19 protein-coding genes are annotated in these 22053 nt (G+C 71.8%); 9 read left to right on the plus strand and 10 right to left on the minus strand.

Going from position 1 to position 22053, the window contains the following annotated elements; translation table 11 throughout:
• Nucleotides 1-17: 17 nt before the first annotated feature.
• Nucleotides 18-797 (minus strand): sulfite exporter TauE/SafE family protein, encoded by a 780-nt coding sequence (locus ACFJGV_RS17985; RefSeq protein WP_378145520.1) that lies wholly within the window; start codon nucleotides 795-797, stop codon nucleotides 18-20.
• A gap of 73 nt (nucleotides 798-870) precedes the next feature.
• Between ACFJGV_RS17985 and ACFJGV_RS17990 the strand changes: the two genes are divergently transcribed.
• Nucleotides 871-2469: a cation:proton antiporter gene (locus ACFJGV_RS17990; RefSeq protein ID WP_378145522.1), complete on the plus strand. Its 1599-nt coding sequence runs from the start codon at nucleotides 871-873 to the stop codon at nucleotides 2467-2469.
• An 85-nt stretch (nucleotides 2470-2554) separates the two neighbouring features.
• On the opposite strand, the gene ACFJGV_RS17995 is transcribed toward ACFJGV_RS17990, so the two are convergent.
• Nucleotides 2555-3319, minus strand: a complete 765-nt coding sequence (locus tag ACFJGV_RS17995; RefSeq protein ID WP_378145524.1) for an HAD-IIB family hydrolase — start codon at nucleotides 3317-3319, stop codon at nucleotides 2555-2557.
• 90 nt (nucleotides 3320-3409) lie between these two features.
• Complete coding sequence (locus ACFJGV_RS18000; RefSeq protein WP_378145526.1) at nucleotides 3410-4954, minus strand: carboxylesterase/lipase family protein; 1545 nt, start codon at nucleotides 4952-4954, stop codon at nucleotides 3410-3412.
• Nucleotides 4955-5019: 65 nt separating this feature from the next.
• Between ACFJGV_RS18000 and ACFJGV_RS18005 the strand changes: the two genes are divergently transcribed.
• The 4 genes from ACFJGV_RS18005 to ACFJGV_RS18020 all read left to right on the plus strand — a co-directional run bounded on the left by ACFJGV_RS18005 (nucleotide 5020) and on the right by ACFJGV_RS18020 (nucleotide 8999).
• Nucleotides 5020-6543, plus strand: coding sequence for a methyltransferase (locus ACFJGV_RS18005; protein ID WP_378145528.1), 1524 nt, complete (start codon nucleotides 5020-5022; stop codon nucleotides 6541-6543).
• A gap of 21 nt (nucleotides 6544-6564) precedes the next feature.
• Nucleotides 6565-7806 carry an FAD-dependent monooxygenase gene (locus ACFJGV_RS18010; protein ID WP_378145529.1) on the plus strand — a complete coding sequence of 414 codons (1242 nt, stop codon included), beginning with the start codon at nucleotides 6565-6567 and terminating at the stop codon, nucleotides 7804-7806.
• A 229-nt stretch (nucleotides 7807-8035) separates the two neighbouring features.
• Nucleotides 8036-8722, plus strand: a complete 687-nt coding sequence (locus tag ACFJGV_RS18015) for a hypothetical protein (protein ID WP_378145530.1) — start codon at nucleotides 8036-8038, stop codon at nucleotides 8720-8722.
• 73 nt (nucleotides 8723-8795) lie between these two features.
• Nucleotides 8796-8999 carry a hypothetical protein gene (locus ACFJGV_RS18020; protein ID WP_378145532.1) on the plus strand — a complete coding sequence of 68 codons (204 nt, stop codon included), beginning with the start codon at nucleotides 8796-8798 and terminating at the stop codon, nucleotides 8997-8999.
• 21 nt (nucleotides 9000-9020) lie between these two features.
• Here ACFJGV_RS18020 and ACFJGV_RS18025 read toward each other — a convergent pair whose 3' ends face one another.
• Nucleotides 9021-9173, minus strand: coding sequence for a hypothetical protein (locus ACFJGV_RS18025; protein ID WP_378145533.1), 153 nt, complete (start codon nucleotides 9171-9173; stop codon nucleotides 9021-9023).
• A gap of 32 nt (nucleotides 9174-9205) precedes the next feature.
• Here ACFJGV_RS18025 and ACFJGV_RS18030 point away from each other — a divergent pair, with 32 nt between their 5' ends.
• The gene (locus tag ACFJGV_RS18030) at nucleotides 9206-10897 is read left to right on the plus strand and encodes an AMP-binding protein (protein WP_378145535.1); all 1692 of its coding nucleotides are present in this window, start codon (nucleotides 9206-9208) and stop codon (nucleotides 10895-10897) included.
• 6 nt (nucleotides 10898-10903) lie between these two features.
• On the opposite strand, the gene ACFJGV_RS18035 is transcribed toward ACFJGV_RS18030, so the two are convergent.
• Both ACFJGV_RS18035 and ACFJGV_RS18040 read right to left on the minus strand, forming a co-directional pair.
• Nucleotides 10904-12133, minus strand: coding sequence for a low temperature requirement protein A (locus ACFJGV_RS18035; RefSeq protein ID WP_378145537.1), 1230 nt, complete (start codon nucleotides 12131-12133; stop codon nucleotides 10904-10906).
• Nucleotides 12130-12528 carry a DUF3592 domain-containing protein gene (locus ACFJGV_RS18040; protein WP_378145539.1) on the minus strand — a complete coding sequence of 133 codons (399 nt, stop codon included), beginning with the start codon at nucleotides 12526-12528 and terminating at the stop codon, nucleotides 12130-12132. Before ACFJGV_RS18040 ends, ACFJGV_RS18035 begins: the two co-directional genes overlap by 4 nt.
• A gap of 147 nt (nucleotides 12529-12675) precedes the next feature.
• On the opposite strand from ACFJGV_RS18040, the gene ACFJGV_RS18045 reads away from it, so the two are divergent.
• Entirely contained in the window at nucleotides 12676-13203 is a 528-nt protein-coding gene (locus ACFJGV_RS18045; protein WP_378145541.1) for a gamma carbonic anhydrase family protein, read from the plus strand.
• Nucleotides 13204-13212: 9 nt separating this feature from the next.
• On the plus strand, nucleotides 13213-14367 hold the full coding sequence (locus tag ACFJGV_RS18050; protein ID WP_378145542.1) for an acyl-CoA dehydrogenase family protein: 1155 nt from the start codon (nucleotides 13213-13215) through the stop codon (nucleotides 14365-14367).
• A gap of 17 nt (nucleotides 14368-14384) precedes the next feature.
• Here ACFJGV_RS18050 and ACFJGV_RS18055 read toward each other — a convergent pair whose 3' ends face one another.
• Nucleotides 14385-15464 (minus strand): DUF4349 domain-containing protein, encoded by a 1080-nt coding sequence (locus ACFJGV_RS18055; RefSeq protein WP_378145544.1) that lies wholly within the window; start codon nucleotides 15462-15464, stop codon nucleotides 14385-14387.
• 209 nt (nucleotides 15465-15673) lie between these two features.
• Between ACFJGV_RS18055 and ACFJGV_RS18060 the strand changes: the two genes are divergently transcribed.
• Nucleotides 15674-15868 carry a hypothetical protein gene (locus ACFJGV_RS18060; protein WP_378145546.1) on the plus strand — a complete coding sequence of 65 codons (195 nt, stop codon included), beginning with the start codon at nucleotides 15674-15676 and terminating at the stop codon, nucleotides 15866-15868.
• Between the two features lie 31 nt (nucleotides 15869-15899).
• Here ACFJGV_RS18060 and ACFJGV_RS18065 read toward each other — a convergent pair whose 3' ends face one another.
• The 3 genes from ACFJGV_RS18065 to hrpA all read right to left on the minus strand — a co-directional run bounded on the left by ACFJGV_RS18065 (nucleotide 15900) and on the right by hrpA (nucleotide 21977).
• Nucleotides 15900-16709 (minus strand): aldo/keto reductase, encoded by an 810-nt coding sequence (locus ACFJGV_RS18065; protein ID WP_378148777.1) that lies wholly within the window; start codon nucleotides 16707-16709, stop codon nucleotides 15900-15902.
• Nucleotides 16710-16783: 74 nt separating this feature from the next.
• Nucleotides 16784-17989, minus strand: coding sequence for an MFS transporter (locus ACFJGV_RS18070; RefSeq protein ID WP_378145547.1), 1206 nt, complete (start codon nucleotides 17987-17989; stop codon nucleotides 16784-16786).
• Between the two features lie 82 nt (nucleotides 17990-18071).
• Complete coding sequence (gene hrpA / locus ACFJGV_RS18075; protein ID WP_378145549.1) at nucleotides 18072-21977, minus strand: ATP-dependent RNA helicase HrpA; 3906 nt, start codon at nucleotides 21975-21977, stop codon at nucleotides 18072-18074.
• Nucleotides 21978-22053 lie beyond the last annotated feature (76 nt).

Genomic DNA, 22053 nt, shown 5'->3' on the forward strand with positions numbered 1-22053 from the left:
CCGCCGCCGCGTCGGGCTCACCCACCCGGCGCGGCGGCCGGTGCGGACGAGAGCACGGCGACGAGCAGGTACGTGGCGAGCGCGAACCCGCAGAGCGCGATGAGCCACCGCAGTACCGAGGCCGGGACGCGCCGGGCGATCGACGGTCCGATGAGCCCTCCGGCGAGGGCGCCGATCGCCAGCGGCCACACCGCCTGCCACACCACCGTGCCCGTCAGCGCGAACAGCACGGCGGGCGCGACGTCGGCGACCACGAGCACCACGTTCTTCACCGAGTTCGCCCGGTGCAGGACCGGTTCGGTGGTGGACAGCAGCAGGGCGATGAGCAGGATGCCCGAGCCCGCGCCGAAGTAGCCGTTGTAGAGGGCGACACCGACGGCGGCGATGCCCACGGCCGCCCGGGGCAGGGCGCGGCCGCCCCGGCGCTCCTCGAGTCGCGGCTGCAGCAGGAGCGCCAGCGAACCGGACGCGACGAGGAACGGCACCACCAGGTCGAACACACGCCCGGGTGTCACCACGAGCAGCACCGCACCGACCAAGGACACGGCGGCGAACCCCGGGAGCCATCGCCGGAGGGTGCTCGAGTGGCCTGTCAGATCGGGGCCGGCCCGCAGCGCGGAGCCCGCCCCGCTGCCGAGCAGCGCGACCGAGCTCGTGACGTTGGCGGCGAGCGGCGGGATGCCGATCGCGAGCAGCGCCGGGTACGACACGAGCGACGTGATCCCACCCGCGGTGCCGACGACGCCGGCCACGAGGCCGGCGGCGACGAGGTAGGCGATCTCGAGCACGTCGGGCACAGCATCACCCTCGCAGATCTTCGAGCGCGCCACCCGTTCTCGCGTCGGGCGGGAGACCGTCAGAATGGCGGGTATGGATCCCGTCGCGATCATCGTCTGGGTGGTGTCGTTCGTCGTCGTCACCGTGGCCGTCACGGGTCTCTCCGGCCGCGTCGGCTGGTCCGCGCCCGTCGCGCTCGTGGTGGTGGGGGCCGCGGTCTCGTTCATCCCCGGCGTCCCCCAGCTCGCGGTGGAGCCCGACCTGATCCTCTACGGCATCCTTCCGCCGCTGCTCTACGCGGCCGCCATCCGCACGTCGTTCACCGACGTCCGGGCGCGGCGCGACGGCATCCTGCTGCTCTCCGTGGGGCTCGTGGCGTTCACCGTCGTCGCAGTGGGCCTCACCGCGTGGATCGCGGTCCCCGTGATCACGCTGTCGGCCGCGTTCGCGTTCGGTGCGGTCGTGGCCCCTACTGATGCGGTCGCGGTCACCGCGATCGCGGGCCGGGTGAACCTGCCGCGTCGGCTCGTGACGGTGCTCGAGGGGGAGAGCCTCCTCAACGACGCGACCGCGCTGGTGGCGTTGAACGCGGCGATCGCCGCCATCGTGAGCACGGCGAGCGGCGGACCGGGCACCGTGACGGCGGGCGACGTCATCCTCGAGTTCGTGATCGCCGTCGTCGTCGGCGTGGGCATGGGCCTCGTCGTCGGGTTCGTCGTCGGCTTCATCCGTCGCCGACTGCACTCCGCCGTGCTCGACGCCTCCCTCTCGCTGGTGGTGCCGTACGTCGCCTTCATCCCGGCGCAGGAGCTCCACGGATCGGGTGTGCTCGCCGTCGTCGTGGCCGGGCTCTACCTCGGGTTCCGGTCGCCCGTCATCCAGACCGCGCAGGCCCGCATCGCCGAGGCGCTGAACTGGCGCACGATCCAGTACCTGCTGGAGAACGCCGTCTTCCTCTTCATCGGGCTGAGCGTGGCGTCGATCGTCGGCAGCGCGGTCGAGATGGGGATCGGCTTCGGGGAGGTGGTGCTCATCAGCATCGTGCTGCTGCTCGCCGTCTTCGTCTCGCGCTTCGCCTGGATGATGCTCACCACGACGATCTATCGTTTCGGCCCTGCCCGGCTGCGGGAGCGAGGGTGGAGCTACCGCACGGGCGTCGCGGTGTCGTTCGCCGGCATCCGTGGCGTGGTGACCCTGGCCGCGGTGTTCCTGCTGCCCGACGAGACGCCGGGGAGGGCGCTGCTGCAGCTGCTCGCGCTCGTGGTCGTGGTGGGCACCCTCATCCAGGGCGCGTTCCTGCCGGTCATCATCCGCGCGCTGAAGCTCCCGGCGCCCGACTACTCGCAGGAGGCGACCGAGAAGCATATGCTTCTCGCCGAGGCCCAGACGGCGGGGCTGCGGCGGCTCGAGGACCAGCTCGACGAGACCGTCGACCAGCGGGTCGTCGACCGCCTCCGCGCCAACGCCCGGTTCCTCTCGGATGCTCTCGACAATCCCGCGCCCGAGGAGGCCGAGCCGCTGCCGCGCTCGTACAACCGCCTGCGCCGCGACATGATCGCCGCCGAGCGGGAGGCGATCCTGCAGGCGCGCAAGGAGGGCCGCTACCAGGAGCGCGCGGTGCGCGCCGCCCTGGCCCGCATCGACGTGGAGGAGACCGAGCTCGACATCGCGAAGCCCCGCCCCGCGGAGTGATCCCCGGGGCGTGTCCACCGAAGGCACGCTCCCGGGCTTCGGAACGTGCCTTCGGTGGACGAACCCGGGGGTGGACCCGGGGTGGTCAGGCTCCCGCGCGCTCCGCGAGGAAGCCCTCGACGAACTCGGCGGTGTCGGGCCAGCCCTCGACCGCGACCGTGCGCACGCCGAGGCGCTTCACGGGGTAGTCGTTGCCGCCCTCGTCGAGGCGGTCGCCCACGAAGAGCATGTCGTCGAGCGGGATGCCGGTCAGCTCGGCGAGCTTCGTCATCCCGTATGCCTTGTCGATGCCCTGGCGGGTGATGTCGACCGACGTGGAGCCGCCGGAGCGCACCTCGAGATCGGGCAGCAGGGGGGCCACCGCGGCGCGGATGCTCTCCTTCTTCTCGCCCGTCGGGTCCCAGGCGACCTTCTCCTCGATCGGGGCGGACTGCCCGAGCGCGGAGAAGGTGATCTGCGAGCCGCGATCCTCGAGGATCGGGCCCCACGACCTCTCGGCCCACAGGCCGAGGCGCTTCGCCTCCTCCTCGACCGCGGTCATGGCGCGCTGCTTCTGCTCGTCGGTGAGGTTCTCGGCGTACACCTGCTGCCATCCGCCGTCGCGGAAGCGGTAGTACTGGGTGCCGCACGTGGGCATGAGGTGGAGGCGCTCCAGCAGCTCGGCAGGCGCATCCGGCAGGTTGGCCACGAGCTGGCTCGAGAACTGCGCGAACTGGCCGCCGGAGATGACGCACACCTCGACCGCGCGGAGCAGATCGATGAGGAGCGCGCCCATGCGGGGATCGATCGGGGTCTTCGACGGGGCGAGGGTGTCGTCCAGGTCGAAGGCGACGAGACGGTCGGTGGGCACGGCGTGTCCTCTCTGCAGGCGGATGGGGGCCACCGGCGCGCGGGCGCGGTTCGCGGGCGGTGGTGTCGGTCGATTGTCGCAGATCGAGGTTCAGGAGAACCCGATGACCTCGTCGCCCCAGGCGGTGCGCACGTCGGCATCGGGGTCGTCGACCACCGTCTCGCCCCGGTCGAAGATCAGGGTGCGGCGGGTGGTCTCGTCGTAGAGCGGCCACTCAGGCGCACCCTCCACGGGGTCGGGGGTGCCGGTGGTGGCGAACGTCGTCCAGCGGTGCCGCATCGCGGCCGACAACCGGTGGGCCTCGCGGCGTCCGCCGAGGCGGAACGTCGGATCCTTCGGCGCGACCTCGAAGTTGCCCCAGACGTAGCCGAGCTCGGCGCCGTGGGTGGCGCCGATCCCGAGCAGCTTCAGCATGGGAGTCGAGTGGTCGAACCGGTACATGCGCGTGGGTGCCACCCGGGAGTGCGCGGCCGCGACCCAGATCGACGGCATCCGGAACCCCGCATCGCGGGAGAGCTCGGACGGCGTGCGTCGTCGCGGGTAGTGCGGGTAGGCGCCCTCGATGCGTTCGGCGGCGTCGCCGAGTTCGGGCTGCTCGGCGGCGAGCTGCTCGAACATGGCCGCGACCGACGACTCGGTGACGGGCATGAGCGGCGACTTCATCAGCTTGAACAGCGACGCCTCGTCGCGGTTGGTGCCGATGATGAGGGGCACCCGCACCTGCGTGCCCGCCCGGTAGGCTTCGATCGGATGCACGGGCACGATGTCGCCGTCGACCACCGGCGCGAGGGCGAGCGTCCCGGGCGCATCCTTCGCGACATCGCCGATGAGCGCGAACGCGGCGTCGGCGAGCTCCTGGGCCGGCCACTCGCGGAGGAGCTCCGGGTGGGCGGGGTCGATCCCGGCGAGCTCGAGGAACCGCTGGGCGACCTTCGCGGCGCGCTCGGCGGAGTACACGCTCGTGGCGGGGGAGCTCTGTGCGATGGCGCGGTGGAACAGGCCCTCGGCGGCAGGGGACGTCAGGAGCGTCGTGACGCATCCGCCGCCGGCCGACTCGCCGAACAGGGTGACGTCGCCCGGGTCGCCGCCGAACGCGGCGATCTCGTCGCGCACCCACTGCAGCGCGGCGAGCTGGTCACGGAGCCCCGGGTTGCTGGTGAAGGTCGCGCTGTCGGAGCTGAGCGACGACAGGTCGAGGAACCCCAGAGCCCCGAGCCGGTAGTTGATCGTGACGACGACGACGCCCTCGGCGACGAGGTGGGCGGGATCGTAGAGCGCCTGCGCGCTCGAGCCGGCGAAGTACGCGCCGCCGTGGATCCACACCATGACGGGAAGAGGGCCGTCGGCGTGGGCCGGCACCGTCACGTTGAGCGTGAGGCAGTCCTCCGACATCGACACGTCGGCGGGCAGACGGACCGCGGGGCTCTTCGCCTGCACCGAGGCGTGGCCGAACACGACCGCGTCGCGCACACCGCTCCAGCGCTCGACGGGCTGAGGCGCGAGGAAGCGCCGCGGCCCCACGGGAGGGGCGGCGTACGGGATGCCGCGCCAGCTCCGCACGGAGCCGTCGGTGGTGCCGCGCAGGGCGCCGCTCGAGGTCTCGACGACCAGCGCGTCGGGCGAGAGGGTCGTCATGGTCCCTCACTGTAGCGACGCGGGCCGGTCGCGCAGAAGACCACCGGGGGCGATTGAATGGGGGGATGACCGCAGACACGCTCGTCCGATTCCGCGAGGACCTCACCGTCGCCGGCTTCCAGGTCGGAGCCGTCGACGCTCTCTGGGGGAGCGCGGCCGCGGAGGCGCTGTTCCGCGGACGCCTGCTGCCGGCCCGCCGGGCGATCGACCGTCTCCGCGAGAGCGAGGCGCTCACGCCGGCCGGCGTCCTCGCCGACCTGTTCGTGCTCGGGCGGCCCGTGTCGCGCGACGAGGCGCACCGTGCGGCGCCGCGCACCGGCGTCGACGGGTTGGTCGACCTCGGGCTGGTGCGCGCCACGGAGGAGGCGGTCGTGCCCCTCGCCGACCTCCGCCCGTACGAGTTCACCGACTCCCTCGGATCCGGGCAGTGGTGGGTCCGCTCCGACCTCGGCGAGGCCGTGCTCGCCCGGCCCCTCGACGAGGACCACGTGCTCGGCATCGGCGGCGCCTCCACCACGCTCGCGGGCCTCGCCGTGCCCGGGGCCGTCGACTCCGTGCTCGACCTCGGCACCGGATGCGGGATCCAGGCGATGCACGCCGCCCGCCGCGCCCGCCGGGTGGTCGCCACCGACATCTCCGACCGGGCGCTCGAGATCGCACGCTTCAACCTCGACCTCAACGGCATCGAGGGCGTCGAGCTGCGGCTCGGCAGCCTCTACGAACCCGTGGCGGGGGAGCGGTTCGACCGGATCGTGTCGAACCCGCCCTTCGTCATCACGCCCCGCACCGAGGGGGTGCCGCTCTACGAGTACCGTGATGGCGGCCGGGTCGGGGACGCGCTCGTCCGCGCGGTCGTCGAGGGCGCCGCCGATCACCTGGCTCCCGGCGGGATCGCCCAGCTGCTCGGCAACTGGGAGTACCGCGCCGACGAGGACGGACTGGAGCGTGTGCGTTCCTGGATCGAGCCCCTCGGGCTCGACGCGTGGGTCGTCGAACGCGAGCGGCAGGACGCCGCCACGTACTCCGAGACGTGGATCCGAGACGGGGGCACCCTGCCGGGCACCGCTGCGTTCGACCGCCTGTACGGCGCCTGGCTCGACGACTTCGCCGACCGCGGCGTTCAGTCGGCGGGGCTCGGGTACGTCCTCCTCCGCCGACCCGTCGGGGGGCCGGAGCTCTCGCGGTACGAGCGCCTGCCCGACGGCGGAGGGGCCTCACGGGTGGGGCTGGGCGAGCACCTCGCCGCCTGCCTCGCCGGGCACGACTGGTCGGCCGCCCGCGACGACGACGAGCTGATGGCCGCGCGCGTCGCCTACGCCTCCGACGTCACCGAGGAGCGGCACTACTGGCCGGGCAGCGACGACCCGGTGGTCATGACGCTCGTGCAGGGCGGCGGCTTCGCCCGGCGCATCGACCTCACCACCGAGCTCGCCGGGCTCGTCGGGGCCTGCGACGGCGACCTCGCACTGGGTGCCATCGTCGCGGCGCTCGCGGAGGTGCTCGACGTGCCCGAGCCCGCCATCCGCGACTCGGTGCTGCCCCGGGTGCGCGAGCTCCTCGACGACGGGATGCTCGTCCCCGTGCGCTGAGGGTTACGTAGCATGGAGTCCATGACGACTCGGGTGCACGAGACCGATGTCTGCATCGTCGGTGGCGGACCGTCCGGAATGGTGCTCGGACTGCTGCTGGCCCGTGCGGGCGTGCGGGTGGAGGTGGTCGAAGGTCGCGAGAGCCCACTCGAGGCTCGTGGCGCAGACCTCCTCGGAGCCTCGACGATCGCGGTGCTCGAGCAGCTCCTCGGGGCCGACGGGATGCGCGGCCTGCCGCGGACGCCGATCGCCACCGTCGATCTGGTGGTCGACGGCACACGGCTGCACCTCGACGGTCCGCACCCCGACGACACGGAGGGCCTGGTCGCCGTGGCGCGGCGCGACCTGCTCGGTGCGCTGGCGAGGGCGGCCGCCGCCGTCCCCACTCTGACGCTGCGGTCGGGCACCGTGGCGACCGGACTCCGGCGCGCCGGCGCGGCGATCACGGGGGCGACCGCGCGGGATGCCCGCGGCGACCTCGAGATCCGGGCCAGGCTGACCGTGGGCGCCGACGGACGGGGGTCGATCGTGCGGGCGGCCGCGGGACTGGTGCTCCAGCCGATCGCCGGGCCGGTCGACGTGGTCTGGGTGCGTGTGCCGCCCCGGCCGCAGGTCTTCACGCCGGCGTTCGTGGGATCGCACCAGATCGTGGTGGGCGCGGTCGACGACGGCGGCCAGCGGCTCGGCCTGCTCCTCGACTCCGGCGGTGCAGCACGGCTCCGGCAGGCCGGCCTCGAGGCCGCCGTCGTCGCGTTCGAGGCCGCGGTGCCGTCCGCGTCGAGCGCGCTGCGCGCGATCCGCACGTGGAGTGAGCTCACGACCGAGACGATCGACGTGTCGCGGTTGGAGGAGTGGCACCGGCCGGGCCTGCTGATGGTGGGCGAGTCGGCGCATCCGATGTCGCCCCTGGCCGGGGTGGGCACCGACCTGGCCGTGCAGGATGCGGTCGTCGCGGCCAACCGCGTCGCCGGCCCGCTCCTCGACGGACGCGCTCTCGCCCGCGAGCTGCAGGCCGTCGGCCGGCGCCGCGCCGCGGCGGCCGAGGCGGCGCAGTCGTTGCAGCTCACGTTCCACGCGGCGCTGGCGGGGCTCGCGTCGCGCCGCAGCCTCCATCGCCCGCCGACCCGCCTCGAGCGAGCGGCACTCCGGGCCCTGCTGCCGCCTCTGCGCTCGATCGTGCCCCGGCTGCTCCAGCGAGGTGTGCATCCCGAGAGGGTCTCGGACGTCGAGGCTCGCCCCTCCCGCGGGGTCATGCACAACTGACCGAGGGAAGCGCATGGACCGCGCACGGATGACGTGAGGCCGACACACAGCCGCTGCACAGCTCGCATCAGCCCGCTCACACGCGGCACGACGAGACTGAGGTGACCGATCCACGAAGGAGCGATCACCATGGGATTCCTCGACCGTCTGCTGGGCCGCGAGGAGCAGCCTCGAGCGGCCTACACCCCCGCCCGCGGGGTACGACCAGCCGGGTTACCAGCCGCAGAACGTGCCGACGCCGAACGCGCAGACGCCCGGCGGCCCCGCCGCATCCGGCCCGGCCGGCTCTGCACCCGGCGCTCCGGCTCGCAGCGACGACGAGATCGCCGTGGAACGCTACCGCTACCTGCTGCGGACCGCTCCGCCCGAGACGATCGAGCAGGTGCATGAGGAGGCGTTCACGAAGCTCACGCCCGAGCAGCGGCAGCTGCTGTTCCGGCAGCTCTCCGAGAACGCGCCCGCGGGGGAGGCGCCCCGCGGCGACGACCCCCGCTCGCTCGCCCAGTCGGCCACGCGGTCGGAGCTGCGTCAGCCGGGGACGCTCGAGCGGACGATGGCCCCGCAGAACGGCAGCGCCTTCGGCGGCGGAGGCGGCATGGGCTTCGGCGGGATGCTCGCCAGCTCGCTGCTCGGCTCGGTGGCCGGGTACGTGATCGGGTCGGCGCTCGTGAGCGCGTTCCTGCCGAGCCCCGCCGACCAGGGGTCCCAGGGCGACCAGAACGCGGGCGACCAGAGCGGGGCCGACCAGAACGGCGACCAGGGCACCGGCGCCGATCAGGGTGACGCGGGCCAGGGCGACGCGGGCGCGACGGACCCGGGCGCCGGCGACGTCACCGCCGACGGCGGCTGGGGCGGCGACTTCGGCGGTGGAGGCGACTTCGGCGGAGGGGACTTCGGTGGCGGGTTCGACTTCTAGGATCGCGCGCGCCCGGGCGGCGACCCGCCGATCCCGGGCGCGCCGGATGCCCCACGACGGATAGGGTCGGACCATGAGTGATGACCTCCGCATCGTCGAGCACGAGCAGGACGGTGCGCTGACGTTCTACGTGGTGGCCGACCTCAACCCGGACGACTTCCCGGACGCGCCCAACCTCGGGCCGTTCGACACCCGCGCCGAGGCCGAGGCCGCGGCGGCGGAGTGGGATCGCGAGATCGACGAGAACGTCGCCTCCGACGGGGCAGTCGACGCCTGATCCCGGCCTCAGGGCGCGCCGTCAGCTGTTCTGCAGCACCACGACGACCGAGATCGCGCCGACGCTCAGAGCGACGAGTCCGATGATGACGACCCAGGCGAGCGTGCGGGCCCGTCCGAGTCGGCCGAGGAAGCCCGACGGGCGATCGTCGAAGTCGTCGTCGTCGTTCTCCATGGCTCGACGATACCCGGTAGCGTGAGAGCGGGATGAACGACTACGCGAGCCGTCCGTGGCTGAAGAGCTACCCGGAGGCACTGGCCCCCACCATCGGCGACCTGACCAGCACCTCCGTGGGCGCTCTCGTCGACCAGGCGAGCGAGCGGTACGGCGACAGACCGGCCTTCTCGAACCTCGGATCGACGCTGACGTTCCGCGAGGTCGCGGCGCTCGCCGACCGCTTCGCCGCCTACCTCGTGGGCGAGCTCGGCCTCGCGCCCGGCGACCGCATCGTGCTGCAGATGCCGAACCTGCTGCAGTACCCGGTGGCGATCTTCGGCGCGCTGAAGGCCGGCCTGGTCGTCGTGAACGCGAATCCGCTCTACTCGCCCGGCGAGATGAAGAAGGTGTTCGTCGACTCGGGCGCCGTGGCCGTGGTCGTGCTCGAGAACTTCGCCGACAAGCTCGAGAAGGTGCTCGCCGAGACCTCGCTGAAGCACGTCATCCTCACGAGCGTCGGCGACATGCTGCCGCCCCTCAAGCGCACCGTCGTCAACTTCGCCGTGAAGCGCATCCAGAGGCTGGTGCCGAAGCACGGCCTCACGCGGGTGACCCGGTTCACCGACGCCATGAAGGCGGGCCGCCGTCACGAGGGCGTCGCGCTGCCCGAGGTGGCCCTCGACGACACCGCCCTGTTCCAGTACACCGGCGGGACCACGGGCGGCACCAAGTCGGCCGTGATCACCCATCGCAACCTGCTCTCGAATCAGGCGCAGATGCTGGCGCCGATGAGCCTGATCCTCGACGAGGGCGCCGAGACCGTCCTTGCCGCACTGCCGCTCTACCACATCTTCTGCTTCACGGTGAACTGCCTCACGTTCTTCGGCTACGGCCTTCACAACGTGCTGGTCACGAACCCCCGCGACACCAAGGGCCTCGTGAAGACGCTGGCCGCCGACCGGCCCACGGTCCTCATCCTGGTGTCGACGCTGGCACAGTCGCTCCTCGACAGCGGCGACTTCCGTCAGCTCACGTTCTCGCACGTGAAGCTCGTCGTGGCGGGCGGCATGGCGCTGCGCACTAGCACGGCCGCCACCTGGCAGGGCGTGACGGGCACACAGCTCTTCGAGGGCTACGGACTGACCGAGGCGTCGCCCGTGGTGAGCGTGAACCCGGTCTGGGCCACCCCGCGCGTGGGCACGATCGGGCTGCCGCTGCCGTCGACCGACGTCGAGATCCGCGACGAGGAGGGCGCGCCGGTGCCGCTGGGCGAGACGGGCGAGATGGCGATCCGCGGCCCGCAGGTGATGCAGGGCTACTGGAAGCATCCCGACGACACCGAGGCCGTGCTGCGCGACGGCTGGCTTCTCACCGGCGACATCGCGACCATGAGCGACGACGGCTTCATCACGATCGTCGACCGCAAGAAGGACATGATCGTCGTCTCCGGCTTCAACGTGTACCCCTCGGAGCTCGAGGAGATCGCGATGTCGCATCCCAAGGTCAGGGATGCGGGCGCCGTCGGCGTGCCCGACGAGCGCTCGGGCGAGACCCCCGTGCTGTTCATCGTGAGGGAGGACCCGACGCTCACCGAGGAGGAGCTGAAGGCCTTCCTCAAGTCGGAGCTCGCGGGCTACAAGCGTCCGCATCGCATCGTCTTCCGCGACGAGCTGCCCAAGTCGAACGTGGGCAAGGTGTTGCGGAAGGACCTCCGCGCCCTCCTCGACGACGAGAAGAGCTGATCCGCCTCAGTCGACGATCACGGGCGGACGGACGCGGCGGTACAGGATGGTCGCCGCCACCACCGCGGCCACGGTGAGCGCGATGAGCAGCACCACCACGGCGATCCCGACAGTATGGGCGATGAGCGGCAGGATCAGGACGACGACCGCCGCTCCGAGGCTCACGACCGGCGGGATGACGGTCGGTCCGGTGAGCGGGCGGTAGAGCACCCACATCAGGGTGAGGAACACCGCGACCGGGATGGCCACCCCGTAGGCCACGACCGTGGGGTCGACGCCGTCGTGGCCCTCCATCGACACGACGGCCGCCTCGAGCCCCGCGCCGGCGGCGGTGAGCGCGACGAAGATGCCGTAGTGCCCGTAGCCCCACCAGAACGACAGGCCCCGCCTGCGTTCGAGGCCCTCGTGGGCAGGCTCGAGGAAGTAGATCCACCACAGCCCGAAGAGCAGGGCGAGGGCGGAGGCGGCGAGCAGCACGAACAGGCCGGTCGCCGCTCCGGCATTGACGATCTGCTGCACGGCCACGGTCGAGGCGAGCACGGACTCGCCGAGCAGGATGATGACGAACAGGCCGTACCGCTCGGCGATGTGGTGCGGGTGCCACTGCGTCAGCTTCGGACGCTCGGCCACGAGCGGGACGGCCAGCTCGCACAGCGCCAGCGCGACGAACGCGGCGACGAGCAGCCAGTCGGGGAAGCCCTGGGTGACGAACAGCCTCACGATCCACAGCACCTGCACGATGCTGATGCCGATCGCGTAGCGGAGGGCGGTGGCCCGGCCCTCCGGGTCGGACACCGCGACGCGCAGCCACTGCGCCACCATGGCGAACCGCATGATCGCGTAGCCGATGGTGGGGAGCGTGTAGTCGCCCACCTCGAAGGCCTGCTGCACCCCGGCCGCGAGCACGAGCACGCCGCCCATCTGGACCATGGTGAGAAGGCGGTACGGCACGTCGTCGGTGTCGTAGGCGGAGGCGAACCAGGTGAAGTTCAGCCATGCCCACCAGATCGCGAAGAACACCATGAGCAGGGGCGCGATGCCCTCTGCCACGTGGTCGAGCTCGATCATGTGGGCGAAGGGCCCGACGGCGGCCGACACGGCGGCCACGAACGTGAGGTCGAAGAGCAGCTCCAGCGGGCTCGACACCCGGTCGCGCTCGTCGACGTCGCGGCCGCGCATCCTCACCAGCGGCACGAGGCCTGCCAGCCGTCGCGCGTTCCCCGGCGACCCGCTCATGCGCTGAGCACCAGCGAGACCGCCGACGAGACCACGCCGACCCCGAGCAGGATGCTGCCGCTGATCCGGAAGGCGCGGCCCTCGTGGCGGGGATCGTCGATCCGCCCGACGGACGGGTCGCGCGGGCTGACGTAGACGGTGACGCCGTCGCCCGGGTCGAGGACCTGCGTGTCGTCGTCGTCGGCGGGCGCCTCGTACAGCACCGCGTCGTCGCCCAGCCAGCGGTACGCGCGCCGCCCGCCCTCGTCGACGACGACCACGCCGTCGGTCTTGCGCCAGCCGCGGAAGTACGCGCCCCGCAGCAGGCCGATCACGAGCAGCACGATGCCGAGCGCCACCCCGATCCAGCTGAACGCTTCGACGATGAGCGACACCGAGGCCACGGGATCGTCCATGCTGCCACTGTATCGACCGGGCGGCGATCGCAGCGACCAGGACGCTTCCGACCTGGGGCGGGTCGTAGTCACTGATGAGGGTCGGGGTGGCTCATGAGGGTCGGGGTGACTCATGAGGTTCGGGGTGACTCATTAGAGTGAGGGACCATGAGGATCCCCTTCGGCGAGTCCGTGCCCGTGGTCGACGTGAGCGCGTGGATCGCGCCGACGGCGACCCTCATCGGCGCCGTCACCGTGCACCCCCGCGCCAGCGTCTTCTACGGCAGCGTGCTGCGCGGCGACACAGACTCCATCATTCTGGGGGAGCGGTCGAACCTGCAGGACAACGTCGTCGTGCACTGCGACACGGGCATCCCGACCACCATCGGCGCGGGGGTCAGCGTCGGTCATGGCGCGGTGCTGCACGGATGCACGATCGAGGACGACGTGCTCATCGGCATGAGCGCCACCGTGCTCAACGGCGCGGTGATCGGCTCGGGGTCGCTCGTCGCCGCCGGAGCGGTCGTGCTCGAGGGCACCGTGGTGCCGCCGCGGTCGCTCGTGGCCGGGGTGCCCGCCAAGGTGCGGCGCGAGCTCACCGACGACGAGCACGAGAAGATCCGCCGCAATGCCGAGACCTACCTGCGCCTCTCCGCCGGGCACGCGGAGGCGCTCGCAGGCGGACAGCCCGACTGAGGCGACGACGTGACCGAGTCGATCCTCGACGACGCGCTGCTCGAGCGCATCCGCTCCCGGGCGGCAGTCCACGACCGCGAGAACACCTTCTTCGACAACGACCTCCGTGACCTCGCCGAGATCGGCTGGCTGCGGATGCTCACCCCCATCGATCGGGGAGGACTCGGCTTCGGGCTCGAACGGGTGGCCGCGGAACAGACCCGGCTGGCCACCGCGGCGCCCGCGACCGCGCTCGGCATCAACATGCACCTGGTGTGGACCGGCGTGGCCAAGGCGCTGCTCGACCGGGGCGACGACTCGCTCGCCTGGGTGCTCGACGACGCTGCACGGGGCGAGGTGTTCGCGTTCGGGAACAGCGAGGCGGGCAACGACCTCGTGCTGTTCGGCTCCACCACCCGAGCCGAGCCGCGCGCCGACGGAGGTTACGCCTATACGGGTCGCAAGATCTTCACGTCGCTCGCGCCCGCCTGGACGCGCCTCGGGGTCTTCGGCCTCGACGACAGCGACGCCGCCCGACCCCTGCTGGTGCACGCGTTCCTCGATCGCGAGACCGCCGGGGTGACCACGCTCGACGACTGGGACACGCTCGCGATGCGCGCCAGTCAGAGCCGCACCACGGTGCTCGACGGCGCCGTCGCTCCGGCCGAGCGCGTCTTCCGGCGGCTGCCCGAGGGTCCCAGCGCCGACCCGCTGATCTTCGCGATCTTCTCGTGCTTCGAGATCCTGGTCTCCGCCGTGTACACCGGGATATCGCAGCGGGCGGTTGAGCTGGCCGTCGAGGCCGCGCACCGCCGTCGGTCGCTCAAGAACGACGGACGGCCGTACGCGCACGATCCCGACATCCGTTGGAAGGTCGCCGAGGCGAGCATCGCGCACGAGGGCATCCCGCCGCAGATCGCCGCGCTCGCGCGCGACGTCGACCAGCTCGCCGACCACGGCGTGGCCTGGTTCCCGAAGCTCGTGGGATTGAAGGTCAGGGCGACCGAGAGCGCCCGGTTCGTGGTCGACCAGGCGCTCCGGGTGTCGGGCGGCTCCGCCATCGCGTCGTCGAGCGAGCTGGGCCGCCTCTACCGCGACGTCGTGGCCGGTCTCTTCCACCCCTCCGACGGTGAGTCGGCCCACGGCACCGTGGCGAACGCGCTCCTCGGGCCCGTCCCCGACTGAGCCGCGGATGCCCGTGATCAGTCGCGGGGGCGTTCCTCCTCGCGTGCGGGCGCGGACGCCGACCGGGGATCGGCGACCGTGGTGGGCGCGGCCTGCGGGGTGGTGGGCGCGCTCTGCACCGTCGCCGGAGCAGCGCTCGTACCGGGCGCGGTCACCCGCGGCGCGACCGGGAACGTGCCACTCGGGTGGGGCGACGCGGCGCCCTCGGTGGCGGCCGATCCACGCGAGCCGGCCCCCGCGGCGCGACGGCGGCGGCTGAGCCGCACGAGCATCAGCACCACGAAGACCACGATCGCGGCGAGCACCAGCCACGGCAGCAGCACGCCGAGAAGCACGAGGAAGCCCGCCGCGGCCGTGGTGAGCGAGGCCCAGCCTGTGGCGAGTCCGCTCCAGAAGTCACCCGGGACGACCTCGGGGACCGCCGCCGGCGTCTGCAGGGTGAGCGTGATCGTGGAGTACGAGACCTGGTCGTCGAGGTACTGCTTCTGCGCGGTGAGGCTGTCGAGCTGCGTCTGGCGGTCGGAGATCGCGGTCTCCAGCTCGATGAGGTCGGCTGTGGTCGCCGCGCTGCCCACCAGGGCGAGGAGGCGGTCGATCGAGGCCCGCAGCGCCGTGATCTGGGCCTCGAGGTCGCGCGACTGCAGGGTCACGTCGTCGGCGGTGAGCGACACGGAGTCGATCGACCCGACGTCCTTCAACCGCTCGAGGGCCTCGTCGACCCGGTCGGCGGGCACCCGGAGCGTGAGCTGCGCCGACGCCGGCTGACCTTCGGTGCCCGCCTGCTGGCTGCGGTTGTCGATGCGTCCGTCGAGCTCGTCCACGAGCGCCACCACGGTGTCGGAGGAGGCGATCGGGTCGTCGGTGGTGATCGTGACCCATCCGGTGGTCACGACCTTCTGGTCGGAGGCCTGGACATCGGTCGACGCCTCGCCGTCTGCCGCGCCCGATCGGTCGCCCTGCTGCGGTGCGGGCCCACCCTCCTGGGCGACTCCACCGCCACCAGAGGACGAGCTCTGCGACGAAGCCGAGCATCCGGACAGCAGCAGCACGCCCGCGACGACGGCGGCGAGGACGGGGAGGACGGGGAGTCTTCTCATGCCGGTCACTGTAGGGATCGAGCATGCCGTACGCCTCCGGATGCGGCGATGGTCACCCGATCGTTATGGGTCGGTGATGAGTCCGTTATCAGTCCGCCGGATGCGGGCTGGGAGATCACGGGGAGGTCACGAGCGCATGAGGGTCGACCGTCATAGGTTGGACGGCGAGCAGACCTCACGGCTGCCGAGGACTCGAGGAAGGAGCGCCCATGGGAATCCTGGACGACGCGAAGGACGCAGCGAAGGCCACCGGCGAGAAGATCAGCCGAACGGTGGAGGACACCAAGGAGCGGATCGGCGACCGCATCGACGAGGCGAAGGCCGAGAACGATGTGAAGCGCGCCGAGGCGGAACGCGACGCGACCAAGGCCAAGAACGACTACAAGGAGTCGCTGCGCGACTGATCGCACAGCATCATCCTCGAGGGCCCCGGCGTCAGTTGTTGTCGTCGGGGTCCTTGCCTGTCCGCTCGCCGGTCTCCATCGTCGCGATCGCGGCGAGGTCGTCGGCGTCGAGCTCGAAGTCGAAGACGTCGAGGTTCTCGCGGATGCGCGACGGCGTCACCGACTTGGGGATGACGACGTTCCCGAGCTGGACGTGCCAGCGCAGGATCACCTGGGCGGGCGTCCTGCCGTGGCGCTCGGCGATCGCGGTGACCGGCCCGATCCGCTCCGGGTCGAGCACGTAGCCCCGGGCAAGCGGCGACCACGCCTCGGTGAGGATGCCGTGGGCGGCGTCGTAGGCGCGCACATCGGCCTGCGGCAGCCACGGGTGCAGCTCGACCTGATTGACCGCCGGCACGGTGTCGGTCTCACGTGCCAGACGGTCGAGGTGCTTGGTGTGGAAGTTCGCGACGCCGATCGATCGCACTCGGCCCTCATCGTGAAGCCGTTCGAGAGCGCGCCAGGTCTCGACGTAGAGGTCGTTCCTCGGCGCCGGCCAGTGGATCATGAACAGGTCGACGTAGTCGAGGCCGAGCCGTCCGATGCTCTCGTCGAACGAGCGGAGCGCCGAGTCGAAGCCGTTGTCGTCCTTCCACACCTTGGTGGTGACGAAGACGTCCTCGCGGGGGAGTCCACTGCGGCGGATGCCCTCGCCCACGGCGCGCTCGTTGGCGTAGAAGCTCGCCGTGTCGATGTGGCGGTAGCCGACCTCGAGCGCGGTCTGCACCGCCTCCGTGGCCTCGTCGTCGGGGATCTTGTAGACGCCGAAGCCGAGCTGCGGGATGCTCCGCCCGTCGTTCATGGTGAGCAGCGGTACGTGGGGAGTGGTCACCCGATCCAGCGTAGGCCAGGGGCCTCAGAGCTCGTCGGCGGTGCTCAGCTCGTGACGCTGACCGGCTCCGTGTCGGGGATGGGGCCCGCCTCCCGGCCGCGGAGATCGGGGTGCCATCGCCGCCCGAACGCGGGGACGAGGAAGCCGAGGAGAGCGATGCCCGCCGCAGCGAGGAACGCGCCCGTCGGGCCCACGCCGTCGATGAGGAAGCCGGCGACGGCCGAGCCCACCGCGGCCCCGATCAGCTGACCGGTGCCGACCCAGCCGTACGCCTCGGCGGTGTCGGAGAACTTCACGCTCGACGACACGATCGCGAACATCACCGCGAGAGCAGGCGCGATGCCGACGCCGGCGAGGAAGAGCAGCGCCCCGAGCCACCACACGTTGAGCCACACGGCGGCGAGTGCCGTGCCCACGAAGACGACGCCCATCCGCAGCGCCAGCGCCCAGGGGCCGATCGGCCGGTGGCCGAACGAGAGGCCGCCGACGAGCGAGCCGACCGAGAACACCGCGAGCACGAGGCCCGCCTCGAGACCGCCCTCGCCGAAGGTCGCGACGACTCCCGCCTCGATCGCGGCACAGGCGGCGATGAGGAGGAACCCGACGACGGTCGCCAGCAGCACGGCCGGCTTCTTGAGCACGACGCCGAGCTTCCGACGGCTGCGCGGGATGCGCACGCGCCCCACCTCGGGGCTGGCCACGAACCAGGTTCCGCCGACGACGAGGAACGCGACGGCCAGCAGGATGCCCGCGACCGTCGAGACCTGCGTGGCGGCGACGGTGGCGATCACCGGGCCGAGTACCCAGATGATCTCCTGGGCGGAGGCGTCGAGCGAGAACAGGGGGGTGAGCTGGCGTGAGTTGACGAGCTTGGGGTAGATGGTGCGCACCGCGGGCTGCACGGGCGGTGTCGCCAGACCGGCGATGAAGGCGACCGCCATGGCGGCGGGGACGGGCAGCCGCACCAGCGCGATGACCGCGATCCCGATGGCGCAGACGATCATCGTCACGATGATGACCGGCCGGATCCCGAGCCGTCCCATGAGCCGGCTGGTGAGCGGGCCGGCGATCGCCTGCCCGATGCTCAGCGCCGCGAGCACGAGGCCCGCCACACCGTAGGAGTCCCAAGTGTGCTCGATGTGCAGCAGGAAGGCGAGCGAGAGCATGCCGAACGGGAACCGGGCGGTCAGCTGCGCGGCGATGATGCGCGCGACTCCGCGGGTTCTCAGAAGATCGGCGTAGGAACTCACAAGCTGACGATCCTATCGCGTCCGCCTGGGATCGCATCCGGCGCGCTCGGCGGCTCGGTGGTCGGGGCGCGTCCGCGGGGATTCAGCCCGCGAGAGCCTTCTGAATGCGCTGCAGTGACACCGGCTCGGCGGTGCCGAGCTGCTGGGCGAACAGGCTCACCCGCAGCTCCTCGATCAGCCAGCGTGCACGCACGAGATGTGCGGGCGCCGACGGAGCGGCCGGGATGCTGCCGCCGGCGTCGATGAGCCTCGACGTCGCCGTCTCGACCTCGTTCTGCCACGCCCGGTCGCGTCCCGGGTTGTCGGGCAGCCGCTCGAGGCGGTAGGTGACGGCGTCGAGGTAGCGCACCAGGTGGCGCAGCCGGGCGAGGCCAGTGAGCGAGACGAAGCCCCTCGGCAGCAGCGCCGCGACCTGCTCACGCGCATCGCCCAGCGCCGACAGCAGCGACATGCTCGTCACCTGCTTGAGCGCCCGCTCGGTGCGCCGCGAGGCCTCGAGGATGCGCACGATCGTGCCCACCGTGTCGTCGAGGAGCCCGAGCACCGACCCGGAGAGCGCATCGCGCACCGCCTCGAAGTCGCCGGGCGTCCGGACGATCCCGTCAGGGTGCATCCGCCTCAGCACGTCGTCGGCGCAGGCGAGCATGGCGTCGTCGAGCAGCGCCTGCACGCTCTGATACGGGGCGGTCGCGAGCAGGAGACGCTCGTTCTGCGTCAGGTGCTCCTTCACGTAGCTCGCGGGGGAGGGCACGGCCAGCACGAGCAGCCGGCGCACGCCGCCCGGCGTCTCACGCGCCTGGTCTGCTGGGGTGGCGAGCAGGCGGATGCCCACGGTCGACCCCTCGTCGACGAGCGCCGGGTAGGCACGCACGACACCGCCCTGGCCCTTCGTGTCGACGTGGTCGGGGAGGTCGCCGAAGTCCCACCGGGTGAGGCCGGTGCGCTCGATCGGATCGCGGCGGGCCGCCGTGGCGACCTTCGCGACGCTCGACCGCGCGCGATCCTGGAAACGCTCCTGGAGCGACTCGAGATCCTTGTCCTCGCCGATGGTCCGGCCGCGGTCGTCGACGACCCGGAAGGTGACCCGCAGGTGGTCGGGGATCCGCTCCCGGTCGAAGTCGGCGGCGGTGACCCGCTCGTGGCCGAGGCGCGTCATGGCTCCGGCGAGCAGGTCGAGGAAGTCGGCCTGCGACACGTCGCCACCGGATCCGCGTGCCTCCGCCTCGAGGGTCTCGAGCAGTCGCGCCGCCCAGTCGGTCGCGGGCACGAAGCGCACGCGCAGCCGCTTCGGCAGCGACTTGATGAGCGCCACCACCAGGTCGCGGCGGAGGCCGGGCACCTGCGCCTCGAAGGCGGACTGCCGGAGACGCGGGAGGAGAGCGAGTGGCACGGTCGCGGTGACGCCGTCGTCGCGTGCGCCCGGTTCGAAGCGGTAGGCGAGGGCCAGACGCTGGTCACCCTGCCGCCAGCTCGTCGGGTACTCCTCCTCGTCGACCTCGGGCGCCCCCTCGGGGAGGAGGTTCTCGAGGGTCATGGTGAGGAGGTCGGGGTCGTCGGCCCGGGCCTTGCGCCACCAGCCCTCGAAGTCGCGCACCGTCGCGACGTCGCGCGGGATCCTGGCGTCGTAGAAGTCGAACACGGCCTCGTCGCCGGTCACGATGTCACGGCGACGGCTGCGCTCCTCGAGCTGCTCGAGCTGCTTCCGGAAGGCGCGGTTGGCGCGGTCGAACGCCTGCTGCGAGTCCCACTCGCCCTCGACGAGAGCGTGACGGAGGAACAGCTCCCGGGCGTAGGCCGGGTCGATCCGGGCGAACTGCACGCGGCGGCGCGGGATGATGGGCACGCCGTAGAGGGTGACGCGCTCGTACGCCACCGCGGCGCCCTGCTTCTTCTCCCAGTGCGGCTCGGAGTAGGTGCGCTTCAGCAGGTCGCGGGCCAGCGGTTCGGCCCACGCGGGGTCGATCGCGGCGTTCATCCGTGCGAAGAGGCGGCTGGTCTCGACCAGCTCGGCGCTCATCACCGCGGCAGGCTGCTTCTTCGCCAGCGCCGATCCCGGGAAGATCGAGAACCGCGTCTGGCGGGCGCCGAGGTAGTCGCGCTTCTCAAGATCGCGCAGTCCGATGTGGCTGAGTAGGCCGCTCAAGATCGCGCGATGGATGCCGTCGGGATCGACCCGCGGCTCGCCGATCTCGAGGCTCAGCGGCTTCGCCAGACGGCGCAGCTGACGGTACAGGTCCTGCCACTCGCGAACCCGGAGGTAGTTGATGAACTCGGCCTTGCACATCCGCCGGAATGCGCTCGACGACAGCTCGGACTGCTTCTCCTCGAGGTGGTTCCAGAGGTTCAGCAGCGACAGGAAGTCGCTCGTCGGGTCGGTGAACCGCCCGTGCAGCTCGTCGGCGCGCTGACGGCGCTCGAGGGGGCGCTCGCGGACGTCCTGGATCGTGAGACCGGCGACGATCGCGAGGATCTCACGCGTGTTGCCTGTGCGACGCGACTCGACGACCATGCGCGCGAACCGCGGCTCGATGGGGAGGCGGGCGAGGTCGCGGCCCACCCTGGTGAGCCGCGGGCCGTCGGCGGCGGTCGTTCCGGGCTTTCCCGGCTTTCCCGGCGAGATCGCGCCGAGCTCGGCCAGGAGGTCGAGTCCGTCCTTCACACCCCGCGAGTCGGGAGGCGTGAGGAAGGGGAACGCCTGGATGTCGCCGAGCCTCAACGAGATCATCTGCAGGATGACGGCGGCGAGGCCCGTGCGGAGGATCTCGGGATCGGTGTACTCCGGTCGCCGTTCGAAGTCGGTCTCGGAGTACAGGCGGATGGCGATGCCGGGGCTGGTGCGGCCCGAACGGCCGGAGCGCTGACGCGCCGACGCCTGCGAGATGGGCTCGATCGGCAGCCGCTGCACCTTCGCGCGAACGCTGTAGCGGCTGATGCGGGCGGTACCGGCATCGATGACGTAGCGGATGCCCGGCACGGTGAGGCTCGTCTCGGCCACGTTCGTCGCGAGCACGACGCGGCGGCTCACGCCGGGCGTGCTGCTGCGCTCGAAGACGCGATGCTGGTCGGCCGCGCTGAGCCGGCCGTAGAGCGGGAGCAGCTCGGTGCGCCCGGCGGCGCCGCCCTGGGCGGTGAGGCGGCCGCGGAGTGCCTCCTCCGCGTCGCGGATCTCGTTCTCGCCCGAGAGGAAGACGAGCACGTCGCCGGGCGCCTCGCGGGCGAGCTCGTCGAGGGCGTCGCCGATCGCGTCGAACAGGTCGCGATCCTGGGCGGGGGCACCGGCGTCGGCGGAGCTCCGCGTCGTCGCCCGGCGCGGAGCGTCGACGTCGGTGTCCTCCTCCGCGTCCTCGCCGGGATCGGTGACGTCGTCGTCGGGAGAGAGCGGGCGGTAGCGGATCTCGACCGGGAACGTGCGGCCCGACACCTCGACGATCGGCGCGGGCGTGCCCTCCGCATCCGCGAAGTGCCGCGCGAAGCTCTCGGGGTCGATCGTCGCGCTCGTGATGATGACCTTGAGGTCGGGGCGCTGCGGCAGCAGCTGCTTGAGGTAGCCGAGGAGGAAGTCGATGTTGAGGCTGCGCTCGTGCGCCTCGTCGATGATGATCGTGTCGTAGCGGCTGAGCAGCCGATCGTGATTCATCTCGTTGAGCAGGATGCCGTCGGTCATCAGCTTGATGCGGGTGTCGGCCGACGCGCGGTCGGTGAAGCGCACCTGGTATCCGACGAGACCGCCCACCTCCTGGCCCAGCTCCTCGGCGATGCGCTCCGCGATGGTGCGTGCCGCCAGCCGGCGCGGCTGGGTGTGACCGATGTGCTCGCGGCCGAGCTCGAGGCAGATCTTCGGCAGCTGCGTGGTCTTGCCGGAGCCGGTCTCACCCGCGACGATGACGACCTGGTTCTCGGCGATCGCGCGCGCGATCTCGTCCTTCTTCTGGCTGACGGGCAGCTCCGGAGGGAAGACGATGCGGGGGAGGGCCGAGGTGTCCGACATGAGCCCTCCATCCTACCGCCGGACGCCCGTGGGGGTGTGGTCCTGCCGGCGACGCCCGAGCCCGCTCCGCCCGTCC

Source organism: Cnuibacter sp. UC19_7 (assembly GCF_042699995.1).
Classification (GTDB): Bacteria; Actinomycetota; Actinomycetes; order Actinomycetales; family Microbacteriaceae; genus Cnuibacter.